Here is a 24035-nt window from a genome sequence, read left to right as displayed (position 1 = left end):
CCCTTTTGTGAAATGTTAATGTTGAGTTTACCGAAAGGACAATCAATATAGGCAGTAAGTTTTCTATGTAAAGGAACGTGTTTTAACCTATTTGGTTTAAGGCGTTGTACACCTGTGCTAAGGTTTCTTTGAGGGATTCATCTTCGTGCGTTTCGTTGAGTTTGGCTTGTTCTATTTCTCTTGCCAAAGCGATAGCGCACATTGCTAAGCCATCTTGTTTATCGCGCAGTTCATAAACGGTTTCAAAATCTTGAATCATATCGTTTATCTTTTTAGCGGCTTTTCTAAAACCCTCTTCCTGTTGTGGAGCAATGGTTAAAGGGTATAACCTATCGGCTACCGAAAGTTTAATTCTCAATCCGTCCTGTTCCATTGCTATTGTTTAGTAAGCTGAGTAATACACGCATCGATTTCGCGAATGAGCGTATTGAGCTTCAATTTGGTTTCTCTTTTATTATCTTTACTGCCTAATATACGGTTGGCTATGGCGAGTGTTTCGTTCTTCTCTTTCAGTGTAGTGATAGTGCTTTCCAGCGACTGTTTCTCACTGCGAAGTTCTTCAATGGTTTGTTTTAGCTTGCCATTTTCTTCCCTAAGACTATTGAATTTGCTCTGTAAGACAATGGCTTTCTCTTCTAATAACGCTACCAACTTTTTTAAATCACTCATCAAACAGCGAACTTTGTATATTTGGGGCAAAAATACGCTTTCTTTTTAAAAAAAGCAATTTTTTTAGAAAATAAATGAAACTGAGAAATGTAAGATTTTCATAATCAACATAAAAAAGGACTTTTAAGTTTTAAAGAAAGTCATACCTCAGCGTTGTTATAAATAAAAATCACTTGATTGTATTACAAGTTGATGATTTTCTTTGCTTAGTTTTAACAAAAGAGAGTAATAATCAGTGTTATGTTATAACGAACTGATATTAAATTAAAGCTCTTCTTTATTTTGTTGTTTTGCTAATAGGTAATTTACCGCAGTAGCAGCAGCGTGTAACCCAAAAGCGGCTGGCATAAAGCTAATGGTACCATAGAAAGACTTTTTATAGTCGAGACCTTCGGTGCGTTGCATAGAGTCCTTGGAAACTATTTCGGAAGAGAATACGGCTTTTATACCTGAGTGAATACGCTCGTTTTTGAGTCGTTTGCGAATAAACTTTGCCAACGGACAGTTATACGTTTTCATCAGGTCGGTTACTTTTATTTGGGAAACATCGGTAGCACCTCCTGCGCCCATACAACTCACGAGCTTTACGTGTTTGCGTTTAGCTGCAAGAATAAGGTTCAGCTTAGGGGTAATACTATCGATACAGTCGATAACATAATCGAAGTCGGGTGTTACGATTTCCCAAGCACGCTCAGGGGTGAGGAATTCGTGAATGACGGTGAGTTTCAGCTCGGGGTTGATATCCAAAAGACGTGCTCTCATCACTTCGGTTTTGGCTTGCCCTATCGTAGAATGAAGGGCGGGCAACTGGCGGTTGATATTAGAGAGAGAAATGGTATCAGCATCGACAATAGTGAGAGCTCCTACGCCTGCACGAGTTATAAATTCGGCAGCATAAGAGCCCACACCCCCTAAGCCTGTAATGAGGATATGGGCATTTTGCAGAGTGGTAATACCTTGTTGTTTAATTAAAAGCTCTGTACGTTCTAACCAATGATTATTCATATTTAAAAAAGCCCCATCGCAAAGGAAGGGGCTTATAATTCGCTTTTATAGTGTCGATAACAGTGCTTGTCTGCAAGGACACTTTCTACTTAAATAATTCAGAATGACTTCCAAGCCTCATCAAATAGATTACTTTTTCTTCATTATCTTGTATCCATATAATAAGAAAATCTCCTTCTATATGGCATTCTAAACAGTCTTTATATTGCCCTTTTAAATAATGAGGTTTCATTTCATTAGGAATGCCTTCTACTCCTTTTCTCTGTAAAATATCAATTACACTAAGAACTTTTTCAATCTTCTTAGAGCTTTTGCTATATCTTTTTTTGTCTTTTTTGAAAGCTACAGTTGCTACAACATCAAAAATTATTTCTTCTTCTTCAAAGCTGTTCATCATCTATATCTTTAAAAAGCTGTCTAACGTCTTTATATCTTTTCATAAGGTGACCTTTTTCTTTCACTTCCTGAAAAGCTTTCTGTGTTTCCTCGTTAGGAATAGCTGTTTCAATAGGATATGTTTTTTTCCCTTCTCTTTTACTCAAAAGAACGGTTTTTACTTTGAACTTTTCGAACAAACTTAAGAAAGTAGGAAAATCAGCTTCATTGATAGTTGCTTGTAATGTGATTGTATTCATAATACTACTATTTTTTGGCAAAAGTATAAAATCTTTTTCATTTAACAAAGTATTATTTACTTCTTCAAAAAAAGCCTGTCCGAGAAGCTTTGTTTTGTGAAGGCGATTTGCCAATCGCCCCTACAATATAACTAAAAGCAATTGATTATAATTAACTTTGCCAAAGGTGCGAGTCGTACCTTTGGCAAAGTGTAGCGACGCAAATGCGATTTAAATCTTCTTTATTCTTCTTTCGTGGCGACCGCCTTCAAAAGGGGTGTTGAGAAAGGTATTGGCTATATCTACAGCTTGCTCAATGGCGGTAAAGCGGGCGGGAATGCTCAGTACATTGGCATTGTTATGGGCACGAGCAAGAGCAGAGAGCTCTTTTGTCCAGCAGACTGCACAGCGGATGTGAGGGTGCTTATTGGCGGTCATTGCAATGCCGTTACCACTACCGCAAATCACAATACCAAGGTCGGCTTTGTTTTCTTCTAAGGCTTTGGCTACGGCGTGACCAAAATCGGGGTAGTCTACACTTTCAGAAGTATCGGTACCGTAGTTGAGTACTTCTATTCCTTTACTTTCCAAAAAAGCTACAATGGCTTTCTTATAATCGACTCCTGCGTGGTCGTTTCCTATGGCTATTTTCATTTTTAACAGTTAATTTTATTGTTATTTGTTTTTTATATATTGTTTGTAAGCTTCACGTAGAGCATCGGCTTGGGCTTTTTTGGGACTTTGGGTGTACATATCGTCAAAATATGCAAAAGATACTACTTTGGTTACTTTGGGAATGGAGAAGGCGGTAGTGAGTTGTTGTTTGACTCTATCGAAAGTGGCGGGATGAAAAGGTACCTGACCATTAGGTGAGGCAAAAGTTTCGAGGTCTGACCAAAATACGCCTTTATAGTTTTTGTTTTCCTGAAATAGTCCGCGCTCAGCCGCTTGGTAGTACTCAGCAAGGCGATTGAGGGTTACGTGTTGTGCCCCTACCCCATCTTGTAACATAATGATTTCTAAATTACTCTTAGCGAGTTCAGCCATAAAGTGTTGCAACTGTTCGGGAGACGAAAGTGCACTATTCCAAAAGGCAGCAATTGAAACGGGTTTGTTATTCAGCTGGTGCAAACGATTAGAGATGCGGTCTATAAATTTCTCTCTGAAAAGAGCTATCTTATCATCGGTATTATAAGCATAAGGCTCGGGTTCGTGTGGGATATACCACCCTTTGAAGGCTGGGTGAGTACCAAACTGGCGTTGGATATCTTCGGCAATAGCAATACAATAATTGGCTTGAGTTTGTAGCCACGACGCATCGGTTTGGTGTTGCCAATAACTTTCATCAAAGAGCAAGCCTATGTGCACTTCTATGCCTTTACGCTGAGCTGAGGCGAGGATTCGTTGTAGGGTAGGTTTAATTTTGGTGGTAGTAAAGTTATTGTTTGAATCGAACCAAGTGAGGTTATTAGAAGGATTTATATATCCTATGTATTGCACGATGAGGGTGTTCATACCCAAGTCTTTAATTTCGGCTAAAAAATTGTCCCATTGAGCCTCGCTCCAATCGCCTTTGTTAAAGAGCTGTATGAAGGTACCTGTAAGTATCTTTTTATCGGAAGGGGAAGGGGTAGGCGGATTAGGTTGTGGATTGGGCTGCGGGTTAGGCTGCGGGTTAGGGTTGGGTTGTGGAGTGGGGACAATAGGGTTGTTGGGGTTGGGGGTTGGTTCATCGGAGTTGCTTTTGCTACAAGAGGCTGATAGCAAAGCGGACAAAATGGTAAGAAATAAAACTAATTTTTTCATCTTATTTAATATTTTTTGCAAAGGTAAGAAGTAATTAGGAAATGAGCAAATTGGAAAATGAGAAAATTGGAAAATTAGAGAATTAGGAAATGAGCAAATGAGCAAATGAGGTACGAGCTACAAGAAAAGTGCCAACGGAGGGGATTAACTTTGCCAAAGGTGCGAGCCGCACGGGCAGTCGTAGCACGACAGGCGGGGAAAAATTAGCAAATTAGCAGATTAGAGAATGAAAAAATATGGAGGGTTGGAGTATTCGGAAGGAAACGGAATTTTCAGAAGGAGACTAAGGGGTCTTTTGGTGAAAAAAGGCTGTAAGGAGGGTGGGGTTAGCTTATAGAGAGCTTATAGGAAGCTTATACGAATCTTGGACGATTGGTATAGAAAGAGTATATAAGTGGTTGATAAATAGTATAATACAACAGCGCTAAAAATGGTAAAAACAGGATTTCGAGGCGAAAGAAAAGGGAAGAGGTGATAGGCCTTAGGCCATAGGCAATAGGGGGAAGTATGACGGAAAAGGGGGAAATTAGGAAATGAGAGAATTAGTAAATTAGAGAGACTTAGAGAGAGCTGTCGGACAGGGCTGAGGGTGCGGACTTATCTAACGAGTGATTTGCTTATTAACAAATTGGCTAATTGACAATTTTTTCATATCTTTGCCAAAACTTTTAACTCATACCTCTTAACTGATAACTAAATAAAGTGAACGAATTAACCTTAGAACTTACTGACGTGAGCGCCCAAGTGTTTTGTGGCGAAGACGAAAATAATATCAAATACATCAAAACGCTTTTCCCGAAGCTGAAAATCGTAGCACGGGGGTCTAAACTTATTGCCTTTGGCGAAGAACATTTGCTAAAAGATTTTCAGAAACAAATGGAAAAGCTCATCGCCTATTGCGCGAAATACAATCGCTTAGACGAGCGCACTATCGATAGTATTCTTTCGGCTACTAATACTGAGAAGAGCGAAAAAGTGCGCGAAGAGGACATCATTGTGCACGGCGTGAATGGCAAAATCATACGTCCGCAAACCCCCAATCAAGTAAAATTAGTAGAGCTGATGCACCAAAACGATATGGTATTTGCCGTAGGACCTGCCGGTACGGGTAAGACCTATGTGGGCGTTGCCTTAGCCGTAAAAGCCCTCAAAGAAAAACAAGTGCGTAGGATTATCCTCACTCGTCCGGCAGTGGAAGCAGGCGAGAATCTCGGCTTTCTTCCTGGAGACCTCAAAGAGAAGCTCGACCCCTATATGCAACCCCTCTATGATGCCTTGCGCGATATGATTCCGCACGAAAAACTCAACGCCTTTATTGAGGCAGGAATCATAGAGATTGCGCCTCTTGCCTTTATGCGCGGACGCACCCTCGACAACGCTTTTGTAATCCTCGACGAGGCACAAAACACCACCCACGCCCAAATGAAGATGTTCCTCACCCGTATGGGGCGCAATGCCAAGTTTATGATTACCGGCGACCCTGGACAAATAGACCTACCTCGCAAAGTTTCCTCCGGACTTAAAGAAGCGATGCTTATCCTTCAAAAAGTACGGGGTATCGCCTTCCTTCACTTAGACGATAAAGATGTTGTGCGCCACCCACTGGTTCGCAGTATTATAGAGGCTTATAAGACGATTGAGAACAACGAATAGACGTAGCACGACAAGCATTTTTTGCAGTATAAACTTTGAAGTTTGAAGTAGCTTGTCGTGCTACGACCTTTGGCAAAGTTTTTTACTTCTTATTCCAACCTTTCTGAAAATTCTTCGTTTATAGAGCAGAAAGTGAAAAATATTAGCTTTCTTCTTTAAAAAATAATCAAGAAAAGATAATTGATAATCAGCGTAATGAAAAAATAATGATATCATAACGCTATTTTTATGGTACTTTGTATTGCATAATACTTTTATTTGTTATATCTTTGCGCCGTGAAATTAATTAGTTTATATTTAGTAACCAAAAACCATACAAACAATGAAAAAGATTATTCTATCACTGCTTTTAGCAGTAACCGCCAATGGCTTTGCACAATCTTCTTTTAAAGGAACCTTATTGAATACTGAAAAAAAGCCTGTGAGTGCTGCCAATGTACTCCTAATGACTCTTCCCGATTCTACCCTCGTAAAAGGGGCAATAAGCAATCAGCGAGGTGTTTTTGAACTACCCAATGCCGCTGAGGGTAAAAAGGTGGTTATCAAAATTACGCATTTGGAATACCAAACGGTGGTATTTACGCCCTCAGGGAGCAACTTGGGTACCATTGTTTTGACCCCTGCTACCAATCAGTTAGGGGAAGTAGTGGTGAGTGCACATCGCCCGATATTAGAACAGAAGGGTACGCGCATCAGTACCAATGTGGCGCAATCGACCTTGCAGAACCTCCCCAAAGCCGAAATGCTTATCAACTTCTTGCCTGGGGTGAGCACTTCCTATACCGGTGGAGGTTATGAGGTGTTTGGCAAAGGCAATCCTATCTTCTACATCGATAACCGCAGGGTGCGCAATTTAGATGAGGTGAATCAGTTATCGCCCAAAGATATTGAGAGCATAGAGCTGGAAACCCAACCTGGTGCGGAACACGACAATACGGTGGGTGCGGTAATCTATATCAAACTGAAAAAGAAACAAGGTGATGGACTGAGTGGGTCGGTTGAAAATGAAAATTATGTGTTAAAAAAAGGAGCCTTAATAACTACTTGGCTTAGTCTCAACTATCGCAAAGGCAAAACCGACTGGTTTACTACTATAGGCAACTTCAACAACTTCAACAAGAAAAATGCCGACCTTTATCAGGATTTGCAAGTACATACCCAAAGTAATGATTGGCGCGTAACGAGCGACGAAACTAACGAAAGTAATGCCAAAGGAATAAATGCTAAAATAGGGGTAGCTCACGAGATTTCCGATAAACATTCCATAGGCGCAAGTGTGAGAGGGAGTGTAGAACCTTGGGTAGGACATAGGTTTAGCACCCAAGAAACCGCTACCTTCAAAAATAACCTCCTTACTGCCAAAGGGCTCAATGAATACGACCGCTTTAGCCAAGATAAAAAGTTAGGCATTAATGCCTATTACGAAGGCAAAATTACTGACAAACTGAAACTGCAAACCGATGTAGATTATATCGGTCAGCGTTCCGATAACACTTCCGATATTGTGGAGCGCAACCTCCTCAGCACTGCCTCTCGTAACGTGCACACCCATTCCGATGCTGCTTCCGATTGGTGGGGACTCAAAACTACTTTCTTGCAAACCCTTGGCAAGGGCGCTATAAACTATGGTATAGAGGCAAGCGACCTGCATCGCACTGAGGACTATACCGATAATGTGCTTTCGGCTTCGGATATTAAGAATACCGAAACGCGTTCGGCTGGTTTTGTGAGTTTCTCTTACCCTATCAAAAAGGTGAATTTGAAACTCGGTACGCGCTATGAGTACGCCGACTTTGGTTATTACGAAAACGGACAAAAAAGCCCCGTAAAAAGCAAGACCTACCGCGATTGGTTACCCAATATTTCTGTCGCATTTCCTTGGGACAAAACCCAACTGACTTTTAGTTATGCACGCAAAATTAAACGTCCGGCTTTTTATGAGCTCAGCGATTACAACACTTATAGTTCTCCTTTCTTGTACAATCGCGGAAACCCATATATTGTGCCTCAGCTTACTGATGAATGGAATGCCTTGGCTACTTATGGTCCTATTTCGGCTTCGGTAAGTTATTCGAATATTCACAAGGGTATCTATTCCGATTACCAACTCTCAAGCATCAATCCCGATGCCGTTGAGAAAACCATTCGCAATTACGATGATTTTAGCGAACTGAAATGCGTACTCAATGCTCAAACCCAAATAGGCAAATGGATGCCTAAACTCACGCTCACTTATAAAAAACCTTTTGCTAACAATGTGTTTTACACTAATGAAGGTAGGTTTATGGTAGAAATGATGAACCAAATTACTCCTACTGAGAATTGGTTAATCTTAGCGATGTTTATTTATATGAACAAAGGTTCAAACCGAGAAGCCTACGCCTACAAGGATATGAGCGGAATGTTCGTGGGGGTTGCCCGTATGTTCTTTCACCAATCGCTTACGGTGTATGCCGTAGCTTCTGACCCTTTTAACGGTCTTAATGAACACACACGCGTACAAAATCCGTATATTAGCAATAGTACTGCTGAGAATTACGGCAATATAAGTTTTAAAGTAGGACTGAACTACAATTTCAACACCACCCAAAGCAAGTATAAAGGACAAGGAGCGGGAGAAGAAGAGAAGAACCGCTTGTAATTAGCAAATTAGGAAATTAGAGAATGAGGAAATGGGAAAATGAGGATTGTTAGTTTATTCAACATTGCCCAAGTTTGAAACTTGGGCAATGTTTGAGATGAAAAAACGATAGTTGGGACTGTTAGGAGTGTTCGGAAGGAAACGGAAAAGTTCGGAAGAGGGGAGGTAGGATTTTTGATGAAAAAAGGCTGTAAGGAGGGTGAGGTTAGCTTATAGAGAGCTTATAGGAAGCTTATACGAATCTTGGACGATTGGTATAGAAAGGGTATATAAGTGATTGACTCATAATATAATACAACAGAGCAAAAAATGTTAAAAACAGGGTTTCGAGGCGAAAGAAAGAGGAATAGGTGATAGGCCTTAGGCCATAGGCAATAGGAGGGAACCTCCCCCTTTACACATACTCCGCTTTTGCGGACTTCCTCAATGAGGGGGAATGTAGTGACGGAAAGGGGAAGAAATGACGAATGAAGAATGAAGAGTGGCAAGTGGTGATGTGGATTTCCTTCAAAGGGGGAATGTAGCGACGGGAAAAGGAGAAAAGAGCAGAAAACAATTGTTAAAAGGTAGTATATTTTTGAAATCAAAAAAAATGTACTACCTTTGTACTTTCTAAGTTACGTTAGTTATCATAATACTATTTTTGCTGATAAGGGAAATAAAGATGGCTATCGTACACGAACAAGAATATTTATAAAACATATATTAACCCTTAATTTGGGGTTCTAACTAATCAACAATCGTGAATAAAGAACATTTAAAACAATTAGAAGCTGAAAGTATTTACATAATGCGCGAAGTAGCGGCGCAGTTTGAGCGTCCTGCCTTGCTTTTTAGTGGTGGTAAGGACTCTATTACCTTGGTGCACTTGGCAATGAAAGCCTTTGCTCCTATGAAGATTCCTTTCCCTTTGGTACATATCGACACGGGTCATAACTTCCCCGAAGCTCTTGAATATCGCGATGCCCTTGCTAAACGCATAGGTGCGGAGCTAATTGTGCGACAAGTAGAAGACACTATTAAAGCGAAAGGACTTACCGAGCCCAAAGGTAAGTTTGCTTCTCGTAACTGGTTGCAAACGCACACTTTATTGGATACTATTGAGGAGTTTCACTTCGACGCCTGCATAGGAGGAGCGCGTAGAGATGAAGAGAAAGCACGTGCCAAAGAGCGCTTCTTTTCAGTAAGAGACGAATTTGGTCAGTGGGACCCTAAATTACAACGTCCGGAGCTGTGGAACATCTACAACGGTCGGATACAGAAAGGCGAAAACGTGCGGGTGTTTCCTATCTCGAACTGGACGGAATTAGACGTATGGAATTATATTCAGCAAGAGAAAATAGCGCTTCCTTCTATCTATTTTGCGCACAATCGCGAGGTGATTGAGTACGAAGGTAGACTTATTGCGGTGTCGCCTTTTATCCAGATAGATGAAAACGATACTATCCTAAACAAGCGTGTGCGCTATCGCACGGTAGGTGATATGACCTGTACTGCTGCCGTAGAGAGCAATGCAGCGACTCTTGAAGAGGTGGTGAATGAGATTACTGCTTCGCGTATTTCGGAACGCGGTGAGACCCGCATAGACGACAAAGTAACGGAAGCCGCAATGGAAGACCGTAAAAAAGGAGGATATTTTTAATGATTAGTGGTTAGTAGTTAATTCTGATATGAAGAATTGCTTGTCGTGCTACGACTTTGGTCAGGTTTTTGTATGACCAAAGACAATAACTAAAAAACAAGATTACGAATGAGAAAAAGATTTTTATTTACAGCCTTAGCACTTTTCTTTTTGGCAACTGCGGAATCCTTTGCACAAGCGTTGCAACGCCATAACCTTGTACCTGAAATTAACTTACCACAGCCTAATGGTGAAAAGTTAGCGTTATCTTCGTTACGTGGTAAATATGTGCTGGTAGACTTTTGGGCTTCGTGGTGTATGCCTTGCAAGAAGGAAAACAAATACCTCAAACAAGCGTATAAAGAGTTCAAAGGGAAGAATTTTGTAATTCTATCAGTATCGATAGATAGACCTAAGGATAAAGACGCTTGGCAGGACGCTATCAAAATAGAAGGAATGGTGTGGCATAATGTGTGGGACAACGATGGCAAAACCGCTGAGAAATATGGGGTAACGAGCATCCCTGCGCCTTTTCTCATAGACCCGGAAGGAAACTTATTGTCGCAAGGAGATAACCTAAGAGCTAATGATTTAATGAAAACGCTGAAGAAATACATCAAATAGTTGCAGCGCGACGGGCGTTTTTGTTATATTGAACTGACATTAAAAAAATATATAAAGATTTTTACAATGAAGAAAATCAAGTTTATGATGCTACTGAGCGTAGCCATAGGATTGGGGAGTTGCTCTACCAGTACCCAAGCAGTATATTGGGTAAATAGCTCCCAAGCAGAAAGCAGTGCAGGAGGTAGCAAAAAGCAGTGCTTGCAAGTGTACAAAGGCGATAATCTGAATAAAGCACAATGGGAGACTTTTTGTGCTCCTATTGAAGGTTTTACCTTTGAAGAAGGCTACTTTAAGAAGATAGAAGTAAGCGAAAAACCGCTGAAGGACGCCTCCGCCGGTGCACCAAATGTTGCTTATACTTTGGTGCGCGAAATAGAAAAGGTGAAAGACTCTCGATTTGATTTGCAAGGCGAATGGGAACTGGTGAGTATGGGAGAAATGGTTATCACCCCTGAGGCACAGCCTACATTAAAACTCAATATCAGTGAAATGAAGGTGAATGGCTCTGACAGCTGTAATACCTTTATGGGAAGTATTAAAACCTTCACCGATAAAGAACTTGTATTTGGTGATTTAGCTTCTACACTAATGCTTTGTGCAGAAAAAATGGAGGTAGCTGATGCTTTTGGTATGGCTATGCAAAAGGTAAGACAATACCAACTAAAAGGAGACCAACTGTTGCTTACCGATAAACAAGGAGGCGTACTCCTTACTTTTGCAAAGAAATAGTTGTTTAAGAAAGGCTGTGCAGAGCGTTCTGCACAGCCTTTCTCAATTATATTGGTGTTTAACTAATCATCTTCTTCGTCATAGTTGTCGGCTTCATCGTATTCCTCTTCAGAATACTCAGGTTCTACTGCCTTTTTATCTTTAGCCTTAGTACTCTTTTTACCTTTTTTAGGATTAGAAGAGAGTTCATTATGTTTAAGCCATTCGCGTAGTTCTACTTCTATTTGTTCAGCTATTTCTGGATTGTCGTTAAGCATTGCAATAGAGGCATCACGTCCTTGACCTAATCGGGTGCCTTTATAGCTATAAAAAGCACCGCTTTTATCTACGATATCAGCCTCAACACCTAACTCAAGAAGTTCAGCAGACTTAGAGATGCCTAAGCCAAACATAATATCGAAAGTAGCGGTTTTAAAAGGCGATGCTACTTTGTTTTTAACTATTTTCACCTTGGTTTTATTACCGATGATTTCGCCATTGCTGTCCTTAATAGCAGCGCTTCCTTGAGGTCCTCCATCTTTACGGATATCTATACGCACAGAAGCATAAAATTTAAGTGCATTACCTCCTGTTGTTGTTTCGGGGTTTCCAAAAGTAATACCTATTTTATCACGCAACTGATTGATGAAAATAACAATACATTTTGCTTTGCTAATACTACCGGTGATTTTGCGTAAAGCCTGAGACATTAGTCGGGCGTGAAGTCCCATTTTAGAGTCTCCCATTTCGCCATCAATCTCACCTTTGGGAGTAAGTGCTGCCACCGAGTCGATTACTACGAGGTCTACTGCATTGGAACGAATAAGAGCATCGGCAATTTCAAGAGCTTGTTCGCCACTGTCAGGCTGAGTAATTAGTAGATTTTTAACATCTACACCTAAGCGTTGTGCGTAAACAGGGTCGAAAGCGTGTTCAGCATCGATAAAAGCAGCTGTCCCTTTAGCTTTTTGTACTTCGGCGATAGCGTGCAGTGTAAGAGTTGTTTTACCAGAAGATTCAGGTCCATAAATTTCGATTACGCGCCCTTTAGGATATCCTCCAACGCCTAAAGCGGCATCGAGCCCAATAGAACCCGTAGAGTAAACTTCTACGTCTTCGACAGGATTATCGCCTAAGGCACGTACAGTTCCTTTGCCATAGGTTTTGTCTAATTTTTCTAAGGTGAGTTTTAGAGCTTGTTTTTTAGCCTCTTCTACACTCATTTCCTTGTTATCTTTTGTTGTTTTAGCCATTTTATACTAGATTGTTTTAATAGGGCAAAGATACAAAATCTAATGATAAATACAATAATATAGCGTAATTATTTTAGTTTTTCATTATTGTGATGACGGTCGTGGTCTCGTTGTGTTTTTTTTAGCATCTTCTTATCAAAAGCCTCTTGCAAGTCAATCCCTGTTTGATTGGCTAAGCAAAGTACTACAAATACTACATCGGCAAGTTCCTCGCCTAAATCTTTGTTTTTATCACTTTCTTTCTCGGACTGTTCTCCATAACGGCGAGCAATAATACGGGCAACCTCTCCTACTTCTTCAGTAAGTTGTGCCATATTGGTAAGTTCATTAAAATAGCGAACACCGTGTTCTCTAATCCAATTATCAACTGCTAATTGTGCATTCTTGATATCCATAGTTTACAAATTTATTTTCTATTAAAAAACTGCTTTAAAAGAGCATTGCCTTTGATAGCAACGCTCTTTCAAAGCAGTTTAAAGAATATTTCTGTGAATTTAAAATTAGTTTGTCCACATATCTTGCTCTCTGTCGCGAATTTTCTCTTTAATTTTGTCAGCTTCTAACAATTGAAAGAGTGCATTATCAGGGAGGTATTCCTTGATTTTTCTGTCGCCGTATACATTCGCTTCTTTAAATATCACGGAACTGAACATTCGTGCATTTAAAACGTGGTCGAAAGACACAGGGCGAGCATCATTCTTCCTATTAAAGGTTTTCGCTTCGTGCAAAATATCGCGTACTTGCGGATAGAATACCCAGAATAGAGGTACTAATGCCGACATAGTAGAGTCATCAGAATCTATAAAGTTTACGTCGGGAGCTACAGGAGCTAACGCGAGCAAACGATATTTTAATTCACCTTGGCGTTTGTCAAAATACCAAATACCTCTAATGTGGTACTGAGCGATATCTGCAGACTCTAAGTTTCTATGAGTTACATATTCAGGAGAAAGAGCTTCACCTGCGTTAAGTTGCTCATAGCCTACATCTAAAGTATCTACCTTTGATAGTGATGCTTCTATTGACTCAGCTGTTTTTGTTTGAGTAAAATAAGAATCTACATAGATGTCTTGAATTTTACCATTTTTGATGTTCTTCAAAAGTACATCATACAATGAGCGACGATAAGCATCTATTTCCAAGGTATCAGTAGGGAAAAGGAGGGGAAAGTTAGCTCTCTCGTTGAGGTCGATTACTTCCCATACCTCTACTGACCAAAGGATATCGCGGTCGTCCACATAGCCATAAGGTAGTGGTTTGTCATTATCAGCTTCTATTCGAGCTTCAGATTTAACACCTATTTCGCTTGCTACTTTTGCGTTTAAGATGTTTACCTGAGCTTTAGAGAGCTGAAATGCAAATACTGAAAGCAATAATAATATTATATTTTTTACGTGCATAATAATGGTTTGTCTTAGTTTGTTATTTCAACTACGATTGGTGATACAGGAGGCAATCTGAGCTCAGAGTTACCGATGATACTTGCTTTTACGTCAAATATCTGGATTTTATCACCACGTTTAGCTCTTAGAACAGCTGCTCTTGCTTGTTCGTTCATTCTGCTACCTTTCACGTATACACTTGGTTGTCCTGGAATGAACACTTTAAATTCGTTTACTTGTAGTTTCAAGTCGAAGTCGAAGTCTTCCAAAACAGCCATCACTGGCATTACAGATACGTTTGCTTTTGGTAATTTAGCGTTTCCTATTTGTCCGCCCAAGCTGGTTACAGCACGTGGGATATTTTTAATACGGAACATTTTAGAAGAGCTGAATTTTTGTCCTGCAAGCTCACCTGTTACGTGAATAGTAACTTCTCTACCTTGTCCTGGACGCATTACCCAAGCACCACTACCACTCGCTTTAGATAAACCAGGTGCTGATGCTGAAATTTTGTTATCAGGAACACCAGGCATAGAGATAGTGATAGGGTTAGCAACACCACGATACACTACGTTCATCTTATCAGCTGAAATAACTGCTGAGTTTGGTTTAGGAATTACAGAGAAAGATTGTGCTACAGGTACAGCAATACGTTTTCCGTCTTGGTCGAAGTACAAGTTACCTGTGATTTTGTGGTCACCTGTATTACCTGCTGAAATGTTTAATTTCACACGACCATCTTCAATAGTGTATTCACTTGTTCCTAACTTTCTACCGTCGATAGCGATGTCTACTTCATTAGGACGTGTAGTAGCATCTTTTCTACCCAATACGATAGAACCATCGAATTTCTCACCTTGGTAATACGCCCCTTTACCTTGTTCAAGTAAAGTTGTATAGTTAGTCATTGAAACTTGTGATTTCAAGCTACCTGCCAAAGCAGTATCGAAAAATTCTTGTTGAGTAGTTAAGATGTCTGACTGCATCATTGAGAGTTTTGCTAAAGTTGCAATATAAGGGAACCCTTCAAAGTTAAAGTGTAACCATTTTACAGTTCTACCTTCTCTATCTTTTACGTCGTCAGTATTAAAGTTTACGCTTACTTTATCGGCTAAAGCTTTATAAGCTGGATTATCTCCCAATACTTTTAATACTCCTTCGCGATAGGTTTTCATTTTTTCAATGAATTCACTTGCGTGAGCTTTAGCTTGTGCTCCCTCAGCAAAGAAATAATTGTCAGTAAAATCTGACTGATCCATTGCCTGATAGTTTCTTTGATTTACAGGAATGTCTTTTTGACCAATTACATCTTCTACTTTGGTTTTAATATCTTGGATATAGCTGTACAATCCATCTGATAGTTCCTTTATTTGTTTGGATTGTTCATATATCTCACCATATTGAGCTTGATTCTCATTTGCTTTATTTGCTAATTCGGCTAAAGCATTAGATGTGCCTTCATTAGCTCTTTTGTTTGATGATTCAAACTTTTGATTCACTAACCCGAATGCATCTAGTACTTGCTTGCCCATATTCAATGCGATCATCGCAAGGAATACTAAGTACATCAGGTTAATCATCTTCTGTCTTGGACTTAATTTTCCACCTGCCATAAGCTATTTTTTTAATAAGTTAATAAATAATTACTCTTATCGTGCGCCGCCCATTGCAGATAACATTCCTCCATAGATAGTGTTCAAAGATCTTAAGTTGTCTTTAAACGTAAGCATTTGCTGATTTAATGAATCTAAGTTATCAACAACACCTGCTTGTGCAGATACTTGTCTTTCTGTTCTTTCTAATTGTAATTTGTAAAGGCTGTTTAATGACTCTAAATTTGATGCTGCTGCTGAAAGCTCTTCACCATATTTGTGAGTAGCCACCATCGTATTAGCCACTGGAGCGATTTCTTTACTTGCTTCTGCAAAGTTTTCAATAGATCTTCCCAATGAACGCATCATATTCGCATCGATACGAGCCTCTGCTAAAATACCATCTAATTTTTGTGATAATGATTCTCTAAGAATCTTATCTTCTCCTGACTGTAAAGCCAAAGCTCCTTGGCGTCCTGATGGAGCACCTCCTTTTAGCTCAGGATAAACCAATGACCAATCGAACTCTTCATCTATTGGTTCAAAAGCTGAGAAGAAGAAGACGAATGCTTCTGTTCCCATCCCTACTGCTAACAATACGCCACCGCTGATACCTAAGATATCCACGTGCAAAATTTTGGCTAAGGCACCGATAATTACAACTGAGGCACCTATACCATAAACCATATTAAACAATTTCTTTGTTGATCTACTTCCTGCCATAAGACTTTTTTTTATTTGTTAAATTTATTAGTTAATTTGTTTGATTTTTCTTTTAATTCTATCTGTATCCTCTTGCTGATTTAGCCTGTTGTTTGTCGCTGATACCCATAAAATCTTGTACGGTACGGAACCCTATATAACTACGGGCTGAGTCTTGGTACTCATAATCACGAGTATTTACTTGCAACATAAAGGCAACGTCTTTCCAAGAACCTCCACGTATTACTTTACGGTGATTTTTGTCATCAAGTACGTTAGGATTCATTGTAGACATATATTCATATGAATTGGGGTCATATGAGGTGTTTGTCCATTCTGATACGTTACCTGCCATATTGTAGAGGTTGTAACCATTAGGTTCGTACGACTTAGCTTCTACGGTATAGAGTGCATTATCAACAGCATAGTCACCACGCATTGGTTTAAAGTTTGCAAGGAAACAAGCTCTATCATCATAGGTATAAGGACCTCCCCAAGGATAAGTACCTCCTGGCAGACCACCACGTGCTGCGTATTCCCATTCCGATTCAATTGGCAAACGAAAAGAGTTTACTGTGTAATCACCTTTTGATTTTTGATAAGAGTTTTTGTTAAGAGTACGCCATTCACAGAAGGCTTTGGCTTGAATCCAGCTAACGCCTACCACAGGATAGTCGCCATAGGCTTCGTGCCAAAAATAGTCATTGTGCATTGGCTCGTTATAAGAATAGTTGAAGTCGCGAATCCATACAGTAGTATCAGGATATACTTTCACGATTTCCTCTTTAATGAAGTCTTTACGGTTACCGCGAGTACGAGCGGCTTTATCCATATCAAGCCATTGATATTTAAACTCGAACTTCTGAACGTCCATAATGCGTTTGCCATTGTAAGCTTCTTCTTCGGGCAAATACATTTTGTCCATTACTTCCGAGTAGTATTCATCTGGGAATTTATTAGTGTCCCAAATAAGTGCTACTTTCTTGTTCAATTTTCGTGCTTTTTGGTCGCCATATGTGTTTTGAAGATACTGCTGATAAGCATTCATCTTCTCGGTGTTCGCATCTAAGTATGCATATTCACCGATACCTCCACTGCCTTGGGTCTGACCGGTTTGTTCCGCCATTTCAGCTAACTGAGTACGGATAATTGAATCGCGAACCCAATTCACGAACTGGCGATACTCACTATTTGTGATTTCGGTTTCGTCCATATAGAACGACCCCACGCTCACAGTTTTCACTGGTGCGTTAAAACTCGCAGTTTTATCATCATCGGAACTACCCATAATGAAAGAACCACTCGGAATAAGCGTCATACCGTAAGGAGCAGGCTGTTTCCAGCTCTTCCCCTTAACACCTACAAGCTCTCCTTTGCTGTCGCCACCGCCACGCTTACACGCAGCTAGTACTAATAGTACAAGTAGCATTACAAATATTCTTCTTGCCATAAACATTGTTTAAATTCACATTTAATTAGGGCGCAAACGTACGCATTTATTTTATACACACAAAATTTATTCAACAATATTTTTCAATAACCTACAAACTTTAACACTATTTTTACATTTTAACCCCTTTTACCCCTTGAAATGTAAAAAAAAAGTAAAAGAATGAGTTTACTTTTTACCCTATTTAATACTTCTTTTGTAAACACTTTTGGCTACTAAATAGTATAAAAAGCTGTGTAATATTGTTACGAAGCTATTTTTCTTTTTCCTCTCCCCTACTCTTTATCGGAGTGTTTTAATCCCCATATTCCAAAGAGTGAATGCTTGCAAATCGGCGTTTTGCTCTATAGTTTTGCTCACTGGTGTCCCTGCTCCGTGTCCTGCATTGGTCTCTATTCGTATAAGAATAGGGTTGTTGCCCGTTTGTTTAGCTTGCAATTCCGCAGCAAACTTAAAACTGTGAGCAGGTACTACTCTATCGTCGTGGTCACCTGTTGTTATAAGAGTAGCAGGATAAACTACTCCTTGTTTTACGTTGTGTAAGGGTGAATAGGCTTTTAAGTATTCAAACATTTCTTTGCTATCATCAGATGTGCCATAATCATAAGCCCACCCTGCTCCTGCGGTAAAAGTGTGATAACGCAACATATCGAGTACACCTACTGCGGGTAAAGCTACCTTAAACAGGTCGGGGCGTTGTAACATTGTAGCACCTACCAAGAGCCCTCCGTTAGAGCCTCCTCTGATAGCAAGGTATTGGGGAGAGGTGTATTTCTCTTTTATAAGATATTCAGCAGCTGCTATAAAATCGTCGAACACGTTTTGCTTTTGCATCTTAGTGCCTGCATCGTGCCATTGTTTACCATATTCACCTCCTCCACGTAAGTTAGGAACAGCATATACACCCCCAAGTTCTAACCACACCGCATTGGCAACACCGAATGTAGGCATCAAACTGATGTTGAACCCTCCATATCCATATAATAAGGTAGGATTTTTACCGTTGAGTTTGATTCCTTTTTTATAGGTAATCATCATTGGTATTTTAGTACCATCTTTAGAGGTATAAAACACTTGCTTAGATTCGTAGTGAGTGGCATCAAAAGCAATAGCGGGTTTCCAATAGAGTTCAGTAGCTCCTGTTGCCAAATCCATTTTGTATATTTGGGTAGGATATGCGTAATTGGTGAAACTAAAATAGGTGTGTGTTTCATCTTTTTTAGCATAAAAACCTCCCGCACTACCTATACTGGGGAGCTTCACTTCGCGAATGAGCTTCCCCTCGTAGTCGTATTGTTTTACCTGAGAAAGAGCATCTACCATATATTTAGCAAATAGATATTTGCCTGCGGTAGTAATACTGAGCACATTCTTGGTTTCAGGAATAACATCTTGCCAATGCTCTGGCTGTGGATTTTTAAAGTCTACTTTCACTAAGCGACCGTTAGGTGCATTGATATTGGTTTCTAAAAAGAGCGTTGTGCCTTGGTTATTTACAAATCCTGTATCTCCATCGAAATTGTTGGTAATAGTTACCAAAGAAGATTTAGGATTAGATAAATCTTTTACAAATAGTTTATTACCTGAGGTCGCATTGGCAACCGAAATGAACAGATATTTCCCGTCATTGGATACTGTGCCCGACACATAACGATATTTCTCAGCTGGTGTGCCACCAAAAATGAGCTTATCACTCTTTTGAGACGTGCCGAGTTTGTGATAATAAAGCTTGTGCTGATCAGTTTTTGCTGATAGCTCACTGCCTTTGGGTTTGTCGTAGCTGGAATAGAAGAAGCCTTCATTGCCTTTCCACGCTACACTACTAAACTTTATATCTACTAAGGTATCACCTATTGCCTTTTTAGTTTTCGCATCGAGCACTATCCCTTTACGCCAGTCACTACCGCCTTCTGAAATGAGATAAGCTACTAAAGAACCATCTTCGGAGAAAGCAACGTCTCCTAATGAAGTAGTTCCGTCCTTAGAAAAAGTATTCGGATTTAAGAAAATTTCTTCTTTACCTTCTTTATCTTTGCGATAGAGCACCGATTGGTTTTGTAAGCCGTCGTTCTTGTAATAATAAGTGTAATCTCCTTCGGTAAAAGGAGCGCTCAGTTTCTCATAGTTCCAGAGTTTCTCGAGTTTCTCTTTTATTGCTTGTCGATAGGGTATTTTAGAGAGATAACCAAACGTAAAATCGTTTTGGGCTTTTACCCACTGAGCGGTTTCAGCAGAACGGTCATCTTCGAGCCAACGGTAAGGGTCAGACACCTGAGTGCCGAAGTAAGTATCGACGGTATTATCCATACGTGTTTGAGGATAGTTCATCTTTTCGTCGTTAGTGTTGTTAGGGTTTTGATTGCAGGCTACTAAAAGAAGTAGCGTTGCGGAGAATAAGGAATGTTTCATATTATAAATTATTAGTAATGTTTATTAAAAATATAGGTTCACTTTTATCTATAAAAAAGGGTGCCTAAAAATATTGCTATTTTTAAAACACCCCATATTCTTAATTCAGTTATAAAATTTCTCAGCTTAGAAGAACAAAGCTACCCCGATACCAACACCGAAGTTGCCTATTCTCGTTTCTGCTTTATTGTCTTGTTTGTTCTTCAAGTTCATATAGTCATAACCTACATAACCTGTAAGAGCAGCTCCTTGGTTTACAAAGTAAGCCATACCTCCTTTTACTCCTAATGCCAATCCTCTTTCTTTATCACTATTATTATCTCCTGCTGAAGCCCAAGCATATCCTACTTTTGCTCCTACAAAAGGTGCTAAGTTGCCACCGATAGGAAAATAATAATGTGCATTAGGAGCTATAACAAACGCAGAAGTTGTTCCCTTTGTTTCTGAACCTGCTACAGGTTTTACTTTGGTAGTAGTACTTTGGTACTCTAAACCTAAACCTACTGCTAAATTATTAATTACAAAATAATTTAAATTAGGTACAAACTTAAATGTATTTTGCGTTTGTACATTACCTGATGTTCCGTCATAACGAGGTGTTTCTTTAACAGAGTTAAATGAAAGAGCCAAGTCAGAGCCTACCATCCAGTTTCCTTTTTCAGTTTGTGCATATGTAGCGCTCGCAAAAGCAACTGCTACGATTAATAAAAATTTTTTCATACTGTTCTATATTTTTATTGTTATTAATAAGGCAAAGGTACTACTTATTTTTGAATGTGCAAATTTTTTTAAAGAATTTTTTCGCTTTGTCGTCGTGCTACAGCTACCCGTGTGTCCACACCTGTCCAAGAAGTCTAACCTGCAAAACGTGTGACATTAGGAGATAGTAGCACTATAAACTCTATTAATATTCAATTATAATTTAATTAACCTTTATTGTAGAGCCACTGTAGAGCCACTGTAGAGCCACTGAAAACCCACTGTAGTTCCGTTTAAAGTTTATTTAACGTCTATTAAAAATATACACCACTGATTTACAATCACGTTTGTATTACAACCTGTGTAAATCCAGCAACGAAGTTGCCCATCCGTGCCCATCACATTTGTCAATTGTCAATTATCAATTGTCAATTGAAAAAATATCCGTGCAATCTGTGCGAGACATTTAAAACAGCAAAGCTATTTATTTGTTTGATTTTCTAAAGATTTGTAAGATTTCTGTAGCGTAAGCTACACTTTTATTATATCCAACCCACCTTAATTAACACCCGTTCAAAATCTACAACACCGATTCACAATCACGTTTGCATCACAATCCGTGTAAATCCAGCAACGAAGTTACCCATCCGCGCCCATCACATTTGTCAATTGTCAATTATCAATTGAAAACTATCCGTGAAATCCGTGCAATCTGTGCGAGACATTTAAAACAGCAAAGCTGTTTATTTGTTTGATTTTTTTGAGATTTGTAAGATTTCTGTAGCGTAAGCTACACTTTTATTATATCCAACCCACCTTAATTAACACCTATTCAAAATCTACACCACTGATTCACAATCACGTTTGTATTACAACCTGTGTAAATCCAGCAACGAAGTTGCCCATCCGTGCCCATCACATTTGTCAATTGTCAATTATCAATTGAAAGACTTTCTGTAGTGTAAACTACACTTTTATTACATCAACTAAAAAAGGGTGTCTTAAAAAATATCACTACTTTTTAAAACACCCCATACTTATAATTATGAAGGATTTTCTACTTAGAAGAACAAGGCAACACCTATACCTACACCCAATACACCCTCTTTGGTTTTGCGTTTAGTGTTTTCTGTATGCTTTAAAGAAAAATGGTCATACTCTGCATAAGCTGTAATAGCAGCTCCTCGGTTTACAAAGTAAGCAAGACCTGCTTTACCTCCTACTACCAATCCTCTCCATTCACCAGCACCAATCCCTGAAGGATTTTTTCTACTTGTAAAACCTACTCTTGCCCCTACAAAAGGCGCTAAACTTCCACCTGTAGGGAAATAGTAATGCACATTAGGTGCAATTATAAGGGTATTTGTTTCCGTATCCCAACTACTATTAGCTCTCTTGTCTCTCGAGTGTTCATATCCCACTCCTAACCCTACTGCTAAGTTATTAACCACAAAGTAGTTAAAGTTAGGTGTGATTTTAAAAGTAGTTATGGTTTGATCCATATATTGTACCTGATCATCTTTCTCCACTACATTTTTAGATTGAAATGAAAGACCCAAATCAGCGCCTACCATCCAGTTTCCTTTTCCGGTTTGTGCATAGGTAACAGTTGCAAAAACAACAGCTACCACTAATAAAATTCTTTTCATACTGTTCATTTTTTGTTTTTAATTAAGGCAAAGATACAAAATAATTACGAATTACAGGCTATGAATTACGAAAAAGTTGGTTTTTTATTTTTTCACTAATGGCAAAAACTACCATATCCAATTTGTTTTTAAGGCAAAAATCGATATTTTCTTTTAAGTCTGTAAATTTACTATTTAAAATAGTAGCGGTATAGCAAACCATCATCGGCAAAAGCGTATAACACATTTTGAGTATAGTAAAGTTTTTTGATATCGCTTTCGGCTTCAAACTCTTTTTGCCAAGTATTGCCTCCATCAGTAGTTTTATAGATAACTTTGCCTAATGATTGCCAGCCTGTATTTTCATCTTGAAAAGCTAAGGATCGTACACCAATAGGAATTTCAAAAGGTAATTTTTGCCAAGAATATCCCCCATCAGTAGACTTGTATATTTTGTTAACTGATCCAGATATTAAACAATAGCCTATTTGATTAGTAGGGAAATTCACATCGACAGCCCTTCCACTTCCATCGGATTCATTTTCAAATACATATTCTGTCCATTGTTCATTATTACCATTACAGAATAGTATTTTAGGTTTGTAATTTCCGTTTTTGATATCCAATCCACCAATCCATATATGGTTTACATCTCTTTTAAAAGCAAGAAATTGATAATCAACAAGATGACGGGTTGTATTAACTTCTCTTATAGGATAAAAATCTTTCCCATTAGTTGATTTATAGACATCTCCATGTATTGAGACCACAATGATATTTTTCATTTCATCATCACAAATTACTCTATTGAAAGTAATATTTTCTTTGTAAAAAATTTCTTTTCCACTATTAATAAAAGGGTTAGGAGTTTTTGTTCCTCCAATAGGTACTTTGTATACAACACTAAAATACACATTCAGACCTTCGTGAGAGGGGGTAATATAAAAATCAGAAATATAACTCCATACACCTGTATTTGCCCATTTTTCCCAAGTGATACCATTATCTTTGCTAAAAACCACAATATTTCCAGAGGATTTATCCCGTACTTGTGTACTATATATGTAATCTCCTATGATTTGGGTTTTTACATTATATAAATCTTCAGCATTGGCTACATCCCATTGAGTTTTTACCCATTGTCCTACGACTTTATCAATGATACCTATTTTTTGTTCATAGTCATTGGTTACTTTGTTGTCTACCACAGTTTTTTCGCCAAAGTAGAATTTCAACTCTGGCAAATAGGTACTACTGCGGGGTAATACAAGGGTGAGTTTCTTGCCATCGGCTGAAACTGAGGTGATAGTAGCTTCAGTATTTCCAAAAGTTACTTTACATTGTTCTTTTTTAGGGAAATTTTCGCCTAAAATATCCACGCTATCACCTGCATAGCCGTAGTTTTTGCTATACGAAGTGATCACAATTGCTTTTTGTTCAACGGGTGGGGTAACATTGCCGTTACCGTTCCCATTTCCGTTTCCATTGTTAGGGTTAGAATCGTCTTTGCTACAAGAGGTGAGTAGTAAGAGCACTAAGCCTACTGCTTTTAAAACTTGTTTCATATACATTTTAT

General features: G+C 39.0%; 22 protein-coding genes. 5 read left to right on the top strand and 17 right to left on the bottom strand.

Annotated features, from left to right (window positions below; genetic code table 11):
* Window positions 1-82 precede the first annotated feature (82 nt).
* The 7 genes from HMPREF1321_RS09375 to HMPREF1321_RS09345 form a co-directional block, all read right to left on the bottom strand.
* Window positions 83-373 carry a cell division protein ZapA gene (locus HMPREF1321_RS09375; protein ID WP_009410520.1) on the bottom strand — a complete coding sequence of 97 codons (291 nt, stop codon included), beginning with the start codon at window positions 371-373 and terminating at the stop codon, window positions 83-85.
* A gap of 2 nt (window positions 374-375) precedes the next feature.
* Window positions 376-669, bottom strand: coding sequence for a hypothetical protein (locus HMPREF1321_RS09370; RefSeq protein WP_002674144.1), 294 nt, complete (start codon window positions 667-669; stop codon window positions 376-378).
* Between the two features lie 264 nt (window positions 670-933).
* A complete protein-coding gene (locus tag HMPREF1321_RS09365; RefSeq protein WP_009422362.1) occupies window positions 934-1674 on the bottom strand; it encodes a ThiF family adenylyltransferase in 741 nt (246 codons plus the stop codon).
* A gap of 85 nt (window positions 1675-1759) precedes the next feature.
* Complete coding sequence (locus tag HMPREF1321_RS09360; protein WP_034542772.1) at window positions 1760-2068, bottom strand: type II toxin-antitoxin system YafQ family toxin; 309 nt, start codon at window positions 2066-2068, stop codon at window positions 1760-1762.
* Complete coding sequence (locus HMPREF1321_RS09355) at window positions 2055-2309, bottom strand: hypothetical protein (protein WP_034576002.1); 255 nt, start codon at window positions 2307-2309, stop codon at window positions 2055-2057. Before HMPREF1321_RS09355 ends, HMPREF1321_RS09360 begins: the two co-directional genes overlap by 14 nt.
* Window positions 2310-2519: 210 nt before the next feature.
* Entirely contained in the window at window positions 2520-2942 is a 423-nt protein-coding gene (gene rpiB / locus HMPREF1321_RS09350) for a ribose 5-phosphate isomerase B (protein ID WP_009422432.1), read from the bottom strand.
* Between the two features lie 21 nt (window positions 2943-2963).
* Entirely contained in the window at window positions 2964-4094 is a 1131-nt protein-coding gene (locus HMPREF1321_RS09345; RefSeq protein ID WP_009422403.1) for a DUF4434 domain-containing protein, read from the bottom strand.
* A gap of 702 nt (window positions 4095-4796) precedes the next feature.
* On the opposite strand from HMPREF1321_RS09345, the gene HMPREF1321_RS09340 reads away from it, so the two are divergent.
* From HMPREF1321_RS09340 to HMPREF1321_RS09320, 5 genes are all read left to right on the top strand, one after another.
* Window positions 4797-5747: a PhoH family protein gene (locus HMPREF1321_RS09340; protein WP_009422388.1), complete on the top strand. Its 951-nt coding sequence runs from the start codon at window positions 4797-4799 to the stop codon at window positions 5745-5747.
* A 322-nt stretch (window positions 5748-6069) separates the two neighbouring features.
* Entirely contained in the window at window positions 6070-8388 is a 2319-nt protein-coding gene (locus tag HMPREF1321_RS09335) for an outer membrane beta-barrel protein (protein WP_009422437.1), read from the top strand.
* Window positions 8389-9130: 742 nt separating this feature from the next.
* Entirely contained in the window at window positions 9131-10030 is a 900-nt protein-coding gene (cysD, locus tag HMPREF1321_RS09330) for a sulfate adenylyltransferase subunit CysD (RefSeq protein WP_002674358.1), read from the top strand.
* A 108-nt stretch (window positions 10031-10138) separates the two neighbouring features.
* On the top strand, window positions 10139-10633 hold the full coding sequence (locus tag HMPREF1321_RS09325) for a TlpA family protein disulfide reductase (RefSeq protein WP_009418499.1): 495 nt from the start codon (window positions 10139-10141) through the stop codon (window positions 10631-10633).
* A gap of 66 nt (window positions 10634-10699) precedes the next feature.
* Window positions 10700-11365, top strand: coding sequence for an META domain-containing protein (locus HMPREF1321_RS09320; protein WP_034575987.1), 666 nt, complete (start codon window positions 10700-10702; stop codon window positions 11363-11365).
* 62 nt (window positions 11366-11427) lie between these two features.
* Here the strand turns inward: HMPREF1321_RS09320 and recA are convergent, their stop codons facing one another.
* The 10 genes from recA to HMPREF1321_RS09270 all read right to left on the bottom strand — a co-directional run bounded on the left by recA (window position 11428) and on the right by HMPREF1321_RS09270 (window position 24024).
* Complete coding sequence (gene recA, locus HMPREF1321_RS09315) at window positions 11428-12597, bottom strand: recombinase RecA (RefSeq protein ID WP_009410503.1); 1170 nt, start codon at window positions 12595-12597, stop codon at window positions 11428-11430.
* A 68-nt stretch (window positions 12598-12665) separates the two neighbouring features.
* A complete protein-coding gene (locus HMPREF1321_RS09310) occupies window positions 12666-12992 on the bottom strand; it encodes a nucleotide pyrophosphohydrolase (protein ID WP_009422344.1) in 327 nt (108 codons plus the stop codon).
* 105 nt (window positions 12993-13097) lie between these two features.
* Window positions 13098-13997, bottom strand: coding sequence for a gliding motility protein GldN (gene gldN, locus HMPREF1321_RS09305; RefSeq protein WP_009422380.1), 900 nt, complete (start codon window positions 13995-13997; stop codon window positions 13098-13100).
* Window positions 13998-14011: 14 nt separating this feature from the next.
* Window positions 14012-15592 (bottom strand): gliding motility protein GldM, encoded by a 1581-nt coding sequence (gene gldM, locus HMPREF1321_RS09300; protein ID WP_009422366.1) that lies wholly within the window; start codon window positions 15590-15592, stop codon window positions 14012-14014.
* Window positions 15593-15628: 36 nt separating this feature from the next.
* Complete coding sequence (gene gldL, locus HMPREF1321_RS09295; RefSeq protein WP_002674368.1) at window positions 15629-16294, bottom strand: gliding motility protein GldL; 666 nt, start codon at window positions 16292-16294, stop codon at window positions 15629-15631.
* A gap of 58 nt (window positions 16295-16352) precedes the next feature.
* Complete coding sequence (gldK, locus tag HMPREF1321_RS09290; RefSeq protein ID WP_002674370.1) at window positions 16353-17729, bottom strand: gliding motility lipoprotein GldK; 1377 nt, start codon at window positions 17727-17729, stop codon at window positions 16353-16355.
* A gap of 276 nt (window positions 17730-18005) precedes the next feature.
* Window positions 18006-20132 carry a prolyl oligopeptidase family serine peptidase gene (locus HMPREF1321_RS09285; RefSeq protein WP_009422401.1) on the bottom strand — a complete coding sequence of 709 codons (2127 nt, stop codon included), beginning with the start codon at window positions 20130-20132 and terminating at the stop codon, window positions 18006-18008.
* Window positions 20133-20258: 126 nt separating this feature from the next.
* Window positions 20259-20852, bottom strand: coding sequence for an outer membrane beta-barrel protein (locus HMPREF1321_RS09280; RefSeq protein ID WP_009422379.1), 594 nt, complete (start codon window positions 20850-20852; stop codon window positions 20259-20261).
* 1040 nt (window positions 20853-21892) lie between these two features.
* The gene (locus HMPREF1321_RS09275) at window positions 21893-22489 is read right to left on the bottom strand and encodes an outer membrane beta-barrel protein (RefSeq protein ID WP_009422400.1); all 597 of its coding nucleotides are present in this window, start codon (window positions 22487-22489) and stop codon (window positions 21893-21895) included.
* Window positions 22490-22650: 161 nt separating this feature from the next.
* Window positions 22651-24024, bottom strand: coding sequence for a WD40/YVTN/BNR-like repeat-containing protein (locus tag HMPREF1321_RS09270; RefSeq protein ID WP_232205454.1), 1374 nt, complete (start codon window positions 24022-24024; stop codon window positions 22651-22653).
* Between the last annotated feature and the right edge of the window lie 11 nt (window positions 24025-24035).

This window comes from Capnocytophaga sp. oral taxon 412 str. F0487 (assembly GCF_000271925.1).
In the GTDB taxonomy this organism is placed as follows: domain Bacteria; phylum Bacteroidota; class Bacteroidia; order Flavobacteriales; family Flavobacteriaceae; genus Capnocytophaga; species Capnocytophaga ochracea.
Note: the sequence above shows the minus strand (reverse complement) of the source record. Positions and strands in the feature narration are given on the sequence as shown.